8 protein-coding genes are annotated in these 8,763 nt (G+C 69.3%); 4 read left to right on the forward strand and 4 right to left on the reverse strand.

Annotated features, from left to right (window positions below; translation table 11 throughout):
* On the reverse strand, window positions 1–952 hold a 952-nt coding region (locus D2V17_RS16135; RefSeq protein WP_281270596.1), incomplete at its 3' end, for a protein-disulfide reductase DsbD domain-containing protein.
* Between the two features lie 92 nt (window positions 953–1,044).
* On the opposite strand from D2V17_RS16135, the gene D2V17_RS16140 reads away from it, so the two are divergent.
* Entirely contained in the window at window positions 1,045–2,259 is a 1,215-nt protein-coding gene (locus D2V17_RS16140) for an FAD-dependent monooxygenase (protein ID WP_119593917.1), read from the forward strand.
* Between the two features lie 144 nt (window positions 2,260–2,403).
* Here the strand turns inward: D2V17_RS16140 and D2V17_RS16145 are convergent, their stop codons facing one another.
* The 3 genes from D2V17_RS16145 to hemC form a co-directional block, all read right to left on the reverse strand.
* Complete coding sequence (locus D2V17_RS16145; protein ID WP_245978767.1) at window positions 2,404–3,318, reverse strand: hypothetical protein; 915 nt, start codon at window positions 3,316–3,318, stop codon at window positions 2,404–2,406.
* A 66-nt stretch (window positions 3,319–3,384) separates the two neighbouring features.
* The gene (locus D2V17_RS16150) at window positions 3,385–4,059 is read right to left on the reverse strand and encodes a uroporphyrinogen-III synthase (protein WP_119593919.1); all 675 of its coding nucleotides are present in this window, start codon (window positions 4,057–4,059) and stop codon (window positions 3,385–3,387) included.
* Complete coding sequence (hemC, locus tag D2V17_RS16155; protein ID WP_119593921.1) at window positions 4,056–4,997, reverse strand: hydroxymethylbilane synthase; 942 nt, start codon at window positions 4,995–4,997, stop codon at window positions 4,056–4,058. Before hemC ends, D2V17_RS16150 begins: the two co-directional genes overlap by 4 nt.
* A 47-nt stretch (window positions 4,998–5,044) precedes the next feature.
* Between hemC and tsaD the strand changes: the two genes are divergently transcribed.
* The 3 genes from tsaD to D2V17_RS16170 are packed head-to-tail and all read left to right on the forward strand — an operon-like array spanning window position 5,045 to window position 8,624.
* Window positions 5,045–6,097: a tRNA (adenosine(37)-N6)-threonylcarbamoyltransferase complex transferase subunit TsaD gene (gene tsaD / locus D2V17_RS16160; RefSeq protein WP_119593923.1), complete on the forward strand. Its 1,053-nt coding sequence runs from the start codon at window positions 5,045–5,047 to the stop codon at window positions 6,095–6,097.
* Window positions 6,094–7,086 carry an NAD(P)H-dependent glycerol-3-phosphate dehydrogenase gene (locus D2V17_RS16165; RefSeq protein WP_119593925.1) on the forward strand — a complete coding sequence of 331 codons (993 nt, stop codon included), beginning with the start codon at window positions 6,094–6,096 and terminating at the stop codon, window positions 7,084–7,086. Before tsaD ends, D2V17_RS16165 begins: the two co-directional genes overlap by 4 nt.
* A 35-nt stretch (window positions 7,087–7,121) precedes the next feature.
* Window positions 7,122–8,624 carry a lipopolysaccharide biosynthesis protein gene (locus D2V17_RS16170; protein ID WP_119593929.1) on the forward strand — a complete coding sequence of 501 codons (1,503 nt, stop codon included), beginning with the start codon at window positions 7,122–7,124 and terminating at the stop codon, window positions 8,622–8,624.
* Window positions 8,625–8,763 lie beyond the last annotated feature (139 nt).

The following is an 8,763-nucleotide window of genomic DNA, read 5'->3' on the forward strand; positions in this document are numbered from 1 at the left end:
CGCCCGCGCGGGCCAGCGTCAGCGCCTTGAGGCTGAGGATCGGGAACACGCAGGGCATCAGGTTGAGGATCAGCCCGCCGAGCAGCGCCGCACCGATGAGGAAGGCCAGCGAAGGCACCTCGCGCGCCGCCCCCGCGATCACCGGCGCATCGAGGCCCGTCACCGTGCCGGGCTCGGCCACGAACCGCACCCCGCGCCCGTCCTTGCCGAACGACAGGATGCCTTCGAGCATCTCCGGCCCGCCCTCGCCCGCAGCGCTCCCCTTGAGCGGCACCTGCGCCACCAGCATATCGCCGGCACGCCGAAAGGTCTGCGGCGCGGCATAGGCGACCGACTGCCCCGCCCCGATCTGCCGCTGTTCGATAAACAGATGCGGTTCGCCCAGGTCCATCGCGGCGGGCAGCGGGATCGCCAGCCGCAACTCGTCGCCCGCCACTTCGTAAGTCGCGTGCTGGTCGATCAGCGGCGGCAGCCCGGCGCGCCATTGCTCGAACCGGGCCTCGGGTGCAAGCGCCGCCGGCCCCGCAAAGTCGAGCCGGATCTCGCCGCGCTCGGGCACACAGATGCGGTCGGTGCAGGCGAGCCAGTCGAGCTTCGCGCTCACCACGGGCGGCGTGGTCAGATCGGCTCCGGCAGGCACCCGCAGCGGCACGATCACTGCATGGGGGCTCTCGTAAACGTGGTTCATCAGGCCGGAGATCACCAGCGTCTCGGGCACGGGGAAGTCTGGCTCGCCCGCCTGCCAGCCCTCGGGCAGGGTCCAGTTGATTCGCAAGCCCACGCCCGCGTCGCCCGGATTCGACCAGTAGCCATGCCAGCCCGGCGCGGGCGTGAAGACCAGCGCCACGTCGACCTCGCCGCCCGGCTCGGGCGCCTTGTCGGCATAGGCGGCAAGCGCGATGTTGTTCGTCTGCGCTGCTGCCGGGGCAGCCGAAAAAAGGGCCGCAAACACGACCGGGATCAACCACAAGAGGCTTGCTATCCGCCACTGAAGGGCCATTAGGCTTGCACGCATCACGCGCGCACCTTTAGGAGCACGACACTATGGCGGACAAGCGCGATCTCCTCATTCTCGGCGGCGGCCTCGTTGGCATGACGCTGGCCCTCGCTGCGGCGAAGAAGGGCATTTCCAGCCACGTGGTCGACCGGGCCGACCCGGCCGAGCTAACCGCGGAGGGCTTCGACGGCCGCGCCTCGGCGATTTCCACCGCGAGCTGGAACCTGTTCACCAACATCGGCCTTGGCGAGGCGCTCGCACCGCTGGGCTGCGCGATCACCAATATCGCCGTCACCGACGGGATGAAACCGGGCCGGATCGATTTCGAACCCGCGCCCGAAGATGGCAGCCTCGGTCTGATGTACCGCAACCGCGACCTGCGCCTCGCGCTGTTCGAGGCCGCGCGCGAGGAAAGCCTGATCGCCTGGCACGCGCCGGTCGAGGTCAGCAGCCGCGAGCGTGGACCGCATGGTGTCTCGGCCACGCTGGGCGACGGCACGGTGCTGGAGGCGAGCCTGATGGTCGCAGCCGAAGGTCGCCGCTCGCCCACGCGCGAGGAGGCGGGTTTCAACCTCGCGCACTGGAACTATCACCACCGCGCAATCATCGCCGGGCTGTTCCACGAAAAGCCGCATGAGGGCGTGGCCTGGGAAATCTTCTACCCCGCCGGCCCCTTCGCGCTGCTGCCGCTCCCCGACGACGAACAGGGCCGCCACCGCAGCGCGATGGTCTGGAGCGTCAACGAGAAGGACGCCCCCGGCCTGCTGGCACTGCCCGAGAAGGCGTTTCTCGGCGAGGTGATGGGCAAGATGCATGGCATCTATGGAGCGATCGAGGCCGATGGGCCGCGCTCGTCCTACCCGCTCGGCTTCCAGCACACCGCGCGCATTATCGGCGAGCGGCTGGCGCTGGTGGGCGATGCCGCGCACGGCATTCACCCTATCGCGGGCCAGGGCCTCAACCTCGGCCTGCGCGACGTGGGCGCTTTGGTCGAGGTGCTGGTCGAGGGCATGCGGCTGGGGCTGGAGCCGGGCGAGGCGCAGATGCTGGCGCGTTACGAAAAGTGGCGGGCGCTCGATTCGTTCTCGGTCGCCTTCGCCTGCGATTCGCTCACCCGGCTGTTCGGCATTCCGGGCAAGTTGCCGAGCCTCGCGCGACGGATCGGCATGGCCGCCGTGCAGCGCACGCCCCCGCTCAAGCGCTTCTTCATGGACGAAGCGCGCGGCATGAGCGGCGACCTGCCCGAGCTGCTGAAGGCCTAGAAGTCTGATGACATCACCCTGACCCATCTTGCTCCCCTCCCCTTGGGGAGGGGCTGGGGGCTCGACGCTGGCTGGCGTGGAACCCCCATCCCAACCCTTCCCCAAGGGGAAGGGCTTTCCGGGTTAATGCTATGTCATCCCGCTTTAGTTCGCCGCCGTTTCGCTAACCCGCGTGCCCGAGCCATCGCGCAGGTTCTGCCGGTCGAGCACCGCTGTGGTTTCGAGCAGTTCGATCGCCTGCTGCGCCTTGGCGTAACGCTCGGCATCGTGGATCCAGCGCGCCGCGCTCTGCGCATTGGGCAGGTTGCGCACTTCGGACAGCGCCGCATTGGCCCGCCCGCTTTGCAGGAACAGCCGCGCGCGTTCGAGCCGCCGCTTGGCGACCGGTGACGGCGTGCCTTCGCGGCGGATCACGAACAGTTCGGACATTTCCCGGCCCAGCCAGTCGATCACGCCCTCGCTGCGCGGGTTCTCGGTCATCGAGACCGACAGCGCATCGAGCCGCGCCAGCAGGCTGTCGAGCGTGACCGGATTGCGCCCGGCCTCGATCACCGTGGTCACTGCATTGGGCTGGGCATCGCCGAAGCGCAAACGCAGCTGGTCTTCCAGATAACCAAGCGGCGCCCCGCGTTCGAGCGCGCGGCGCGCGGCGAAGGCGATCAACAATCCCTCGGCCCGCGCGGCATTGCCCGCCGCCGCCTGCGATTGCAGGTCGAGCCGGGTCAGCCGCTGCTCCATCGCGGCCACGCGCGCGTCGAGCCCGCCTTGCTGTTCGACCACCCGCTCGACCCGTTCCACGGCCTGCCGCGCCTGGGCGACATCGACTTCGCCGCTGGCACTGGTGGTGGGAGTGGGCTCCGGCGTGACAGGCGCGCTCGGCTGTTCGCGCCGGAGCGCAAAGATCGGCGAAGCTTCGCGGGCGATCTCGCCGCCCCGCAGGAAATAGTAGGCGACGCCAGCGCCGGCCAGCAAGGCCAGCACGACAACGATAATGAGCGTTCGCAGGCCGATGCCGCGCGCGGGCGGCTGGTCGTGCTGGAAGTGGGAAACTGAGTCCATTAGGTTCCTTCGTGCAGCCTGCCCCGTGCCGGGCTGCTTTGCCCCCGATTTCGTCTGGGCGAGTTGTTAAACCAATTCGGCGGCCAAGGCCAACAATGCTGCATCGTCCGGCTGTGGAGCGCTCGCCACCGCGGCCCAGCCTTCGCCCGCAGCCTCGGCGATGCGGGGGCCGAGACAGGCGAGCCGGACCAGCGCCCGGTCGATCCCGAGCCGGTCGCACTCGGCGGCGAAATGGCGCGCGGCTCCGGCCGAATGGAGCAGAACCAGCGCCTTGCCTGCGCGCAGGCTGTCGGCCAGCGGCTGCGGCATGGCATGGTGCGCGATCTCGTAGACGGTGCGCGCCTCGATCACGGTGCCGGGCGCGGGCGTAACGGCAACCCGTTCAGCCCCGCCGAGCCGCAGATAGCGCATGCCCTGCCCAGCCGGTGCATCGAGGATCGACTGCAAGCCGCCCTCGCCCACCACATCGACCCGAAAGCCCGCCGCCCGCGCGGCTTCAGCGGTGGTCCGGCCAACCGCATGGACCGGCAGGCTGCGAAAGGCCTCCATCCACGCGCCGCCGAGGCGGAAGACGTTGCCGCTGCCTACCAGCAGCGCGTCGAACTGCGCCGGGTCGGGAACCTCCCAGTCGACCCGCCGCGCTTCGGACAGCGGAAAGGCCGCAACCGCAAGCCCGCGCGCGCGGGCCAAAGCCGCCGTGCTGCTGGCACCCGGCTCGGGGCGGATAACGATCAGGGTCACGACGCGCCGTTGAACACCGCCGCAATCGAGGGCGGAGCCTTGGCGAGCAGCTCGCGCGCCAGCCGCGCCGGAGCTTCGAGGTCACCGGCGGCGAACTGCGCGCTGTCTTCGATCTTGTCCTTGCCATCGGGGCTGAACAGCGCGGCGCGCATCGTCAGCCCCTCGCCGTCGTAGTCGCACAACACGGCGATGGGCGAGTGGCAGGTGCCGCCCAGCCCCGTCAGCAAGGCGCGTTCAGCCATCACTTCGGCGCGACTCGGGGCATGGTCGATGGCGGCGAGCAGCTTGCAGGTCTCGGCATCGTCGGCCCGGCATTCGAGCGCAATCGCGCCCTGCGCCGGCGCGGGCAACCACTGCGCGGGGGCGAGCGCATGGCCGAGATCGTCCTGCCCCAGCCGCAGCAGCCCGGCGGCGGCAAGGAAGGTTGCGTCAGCCTCGCCCGCCTCAAGCTTGCCGAGCCGGGTGGCGACGTTGCCGCGAAAGGTCACCACCGTGCAATCGGGCCGCAGCGACAGCGCCTGTGCGGCGCGACGCGGCGCGCTGGTGCCGATCACCGCGCCCGGCGGAAGATCGGCCAGCGACTTTGCCCCCAGCAACCGGTCGCGCTTGTCGGCACGCGGCAGCACGGCGGCAATCGTCAGTTCGGCGGGGCGCAAGGTCTCGACATCCTTCAGCGAGTGAACCGAGGCGTCGATCTGCCGTTCATGGAGCCACTGGTCGAGTTCCTTGGTCCACAGCGCCTTGCCGCCGATTTCTGCGAGCGGGCGATCGAGCACCTTGTCGCCGCTGGCCACCACGGGGACCAGCTCGACCATGCTTTCGTCCCAGCCGTGGGCAGCGCACAGGCGCGCACGGGTCTCGTGCGCCTGCGCCATGGCGAGCGGGGAATTGCGCGTGCCCAGACGCAGGATCGGGCCTTTGTGAAGTGTCTCTGTCATAAGCCCGACTTGCCCTAATGCGTGAATGCGTCCAGTGGAACCCGCCCATGAGTGCCAAGCCCGCCAAAGTTGTCCTCGGGATCGAGAGTTCGTGCGACGAGACCGCCGCCGCGCTGGTCACGAGCGAGCGCGTGATCCTCGCGCAGGCCATCGCCAGCCAGGAGGCGGAGCACGCGCCCTACGGCGGCGTGGTGCCCGAGATCGCCGCCCGCGCGCATGCCGAACGGATCGCCCCGCTGATCGAGCAGGTGCTGCGCGAGGCGGATGTCAGCCTCGCCCAGTGCGATGCCATCGCCGCCACCGCCGGGCCGGGCCTGATCGGCGGGGTGATGGTGGGGCTGGTTTCGGCCAAGGCGCTGGCCATGGCGAGCGACAAGCCGCTGATCGCGATCAACCACCTCGAAGGCCATGCGCTATCGCCGCGGCTTGCCGATGCCTCGCTGCAATTTCCCTATGCGCTGCTGCTGGTGTCGGGCGGGCATTGCCAGATCCTCGAAGTGTCGGGCCCCGGCCAGTACCGCCGCCTCGCCACCACCATCGACGATGCGCTGGGCGAAGCCTTCGACAAGAGCGCCAAGGTGCTCGGGCTCGGCTATCCGGGCGGCCCGGCGCTCGAACGGCTGGCGCTGGCGGGCGATCCGCAGGCCGTGCCCCTGCCCCGCCCGCTGATGAGCAAGCCGGAGCCGCACTTCTCTTTCGCGGGTCTGAAAAGCGCGGTTCTGCGCGCCCACGAGAGCGGCAGTTATAAAGATGCCGATATCGCCGCGAGCTTCCAGCAGGCGGCGGTCGACTGCATCCGCGACCGGCTCACCCGCGCGCTCGCGCAGATGCCCGAGGTCACCGCGCTGGTGGTCGCTGGCGGGGTCGCAGCGAACGCGGTTGTGCGCTCGGCGCTCGAATCGCTTGCACAGCAGCGCGGCCTGCCCTTCATTGCGCCGCCTATGGCGCTGTGCACCGACAATGCGGCGATGATCGCCTGGGCTGGGCTGGAGCGTCTCGCGCTCGGCCATGCGGGCGATCCGCTCGATTTCGTGGCGCGGCCACGCTGGCCGCTCGATCCCGAGGCCGAACCCGCGCGCGGGGCAGGAGTAAAGGCATGAGCCGCACCATCGGTGTTATCGGCGCTGGCGCATGGGGCACGGCGCTGGCGCAGATGCTCGCCAGCAGCGGCGAGCCGGTGCTGCTGTGGGCACGCGATGAAGGCCTTGCCGACGAGATCAACGCCACCCGCGTCAACGGACCGTATCTGCCCTCGGCCCGACTGGCCGAGACGGTCCGCGCGACCAGCGACCTGGCCAAACTGTCCGCCTGCGACATGGCGCTGCTGGTCACTCCCGCGCAGCACATGGCGAGCGTCATGGCACAGATGCCAGCGATACCGCGTGACCTGATCCTGTGCTCGAAGGGGATCGAACAGGGCACCGGCGCGATGATGCACGAGGTCGCGCACAAGGCCGCGCCCGACAGCGAGATCGCGGTCCTGTCCGGCCCCACCTTTGCGCACGAGGTCGCTGCCGGTCTGCCCACCGCTGTCACGCTCGCTTGCGGCGGGGGCGAGGAGCAGTGGCAGCGGCTCGCCGCCGCCGTCGCGCGCGATACCTTCCGGCCTTATTATACGGACGATCTGGTCGGGGCCGAAATCGGCGGCGCGGTCAAGAACGTGCTCGCCATCGCCTGCGGCGTGGTCGACGGGCTGCGGCTGGGGCAGAATGCCCGCGCCGCAATCATCACCCGCGGCTTTGCCGAGATGCTGCGCTTTGGCGAGGCATTGGGGGCGCGGCCCGAGACACTCAATGGCCTGTGCGGGCTCGGCGATCTGGTGCTGACCTGCTCGTCCACCTCCAGCCGCAATTTCTCGCTCGGCATGGCGCTGGGCGAAGGGGCGGACCCGGCGGGCCTGATGGCCGACCGCCGCACCGTCGCCGAGGGCGCGCACACTGCGCCGGTGCTGCGCGATCTTGCCGCGCAAAAGGGCGTCGCCATGCCGATTGTCGATGCGGTCGCGCGGCTGCTCGAAGGGGCCGAGGCGCAGGAGATCGTGCGCGAACTGCTCGCCCGCCCGCTGCGCGCCGAGGGAGCGCACGCTTGACCACCTCTCCGGCGACCGAACCGCGCAGCGACGATATGGCCGCGCTCGCCAAGGGTGGGCGGACCAATTTCTTCGGCTTTTTGCTCAGGCTGGCCGCGCGCCTGCCGTTCCTGTTCATTGCCGGACGTCTCTACGGCGCCGACGCGCTCGGGCGCTTCGCCTCGGCGCTGGTGGTGGTCGAGCTGGCCGCGCTGCTGTGTTCGATGGGCGAGAAACGTGGCCTCGCGCAGCGGCTGGCCGAGAGCGAGGAAAACCGCGCGAACCTCGTGTTCGACGGTATCCTGATCGCGCTGATCCTCTCCGGTGTGGCCGCGCTCGGGTTCTATTTCGTGCCCGCACCGCTGTTCCCCTCGGGCGAATACACCGCGCTTGACCGGCTGATCGTGCTCGCCATCCCCGGCTATGCGCTGACCGAGATCGTGCTCGCCGCGCAGGCCTATAAATATGACATCGCGACCACGGTGCGCGCCCGCGCGGTGGTCGAACCGTGGACGATCTCGATCCTCGCGGGCGTCCTGTGGTTCGTGCCGGGGGTCAAGACATCGGGCCTGTCGATGGCCTACCTGCTCTCGATCTATGCCGGGCTGGCGGTGGCGCTGATCCCGTTCCTGCGCACCTATGGCCTGCCGCACAACTGGCACCCGCACCCCAGGCTGATGCTGCGCTTCACCTGGCGCGCGCTGCCGCTGGCGCTGGCCGACGCCATCGAATGGGGCACGCGCCGGGTCGATATCTTCATCCTCGGCCTGTTTGCCGCGCCCGCCGCGGTCGGCATCTATTATGTCGCGCAGCAGGTGGCGAGCCTGCCGCAGAAGCTGAAGACGAGTTTCGAGCCGATCCTCGGCCCGGTCATCACCCGCAAGCTGCGCGAGCGCGACTATGCCGCGATTGCCCGACAGGTGTGTCAGGTCGGCTTCTGGATCACCGCCGCGCAGGCGGGCATCGCGCTCTCGCTCGGCATTCCGGGCGAGGCGATCATGGGGCTGGTCGGGCCGAACTTCGTGGGCGGCACCGGTGCCCTCGCGTTCCTGCTCGCCGCCGAGGTCGTGGCGGCGACGGCGGTCGTGGCCGAAGCCGCATTGATATACGTGGCACGGGTGCGCAATCTGTGGGTGTCGATCGGCACGATTGCGGTGCAGGCGCTGATTACGGTGCTGGCGATGGAAGCGATCGACAGCATGAACATCACCGACCCGGACCGCGCCAATTACTATCGCGCCGGTGCGGCCGCAGGCGCGCTGATGCTGACGCTGGGCGCAGCCTCGCTGACCAAGGCCTTCATGCTGTCACGGATCCTGCGCGAGCCGATCAACAACTGGCGCTGGGCGCTGATCTGGGCCGCAGGCGCGGCAATACTCGTAGGGCAGCTGGTGATCCTGCTGCCCGAGTGGCTGGAACTGGCAGTGGGTATCCCGGCGATCCTCGGCGTCTATGGCTGGGTGATCTGGACCCGTGGCTTCGGCCCGGAAGACCGGATCCTGTTCAGCCGCAAGCTGGCCCATGAGGCCGAACAGCAACAAGAGGAGCTGAAGAGATGAGCGAATGGATCGCAGCCAACTGGATGCTGGTAGCAGTCGCCCTGGCACTGCTGGTGCTGATTATCGGCTGGCTGGTGCTGGCGAGCCGTCGGACCACGGTGGAGCGGGTCGAGACGAGCGACGAGCCAGCGCCGGTCAA

This window comes from Aurantiacibacter xanthus (assembly GCF_003584015.1).
GTDB classification, from domain to species: Bacteria; Pseudomonadota; Alphaproteobacteria; order Sphingomonadales; family Sphingomonadaceae; genus Alteraurantiacibacter; species Alteraurantiacibacter xanthus.

Excerpts from the sequence above, each read along its gene's own strand:
- D2V17_RS16140 (WP_119593917.1), top strand. The coding sequence starts at position 1,045 with ATGGCGGACAAGCGCGATCTCCTCATTCTCGGCGGCGGCCTCGTTGGC.
- D2V17_RS16145 (WP_245978767.1), bottom strand. The coding sequence starts at position 3,318 with ATGGACTCAGTTTCCCACTTCCAGCACGACCAGCCGCCCGCGCGCGGC.
- hemC (WP_119593921.1), bottom strand. The coding sequence starts at position 4,997 with ATGACAGAGACACTTCACAAAGGCCCGATCCTGCGTCTGGGCACGCGC.
- tsaD (WP_119593923.1), top strand. The coding sequence starts at position 5,045 with ATGAGTGCCAAGCCCGCCAAAGTTGTCCTCGGGATCGAGAGTTCGTGC.
- D2V17_RS16165 (WP_119593925.1), top strand. The coding sequence starts at position 6,094 with ATGAGCCGCACCATCGGTGTTATCGGCGCTGGCGCATGGGGCACGGCG.
- D2V17_RS16170 (WP_119593929.1), top strand. The coding sequence starts at position 7,122 with ATGGCCGCGCTCGCCAAGGGTGGGCGGACCAATTTCTTCGGCTTTTTG.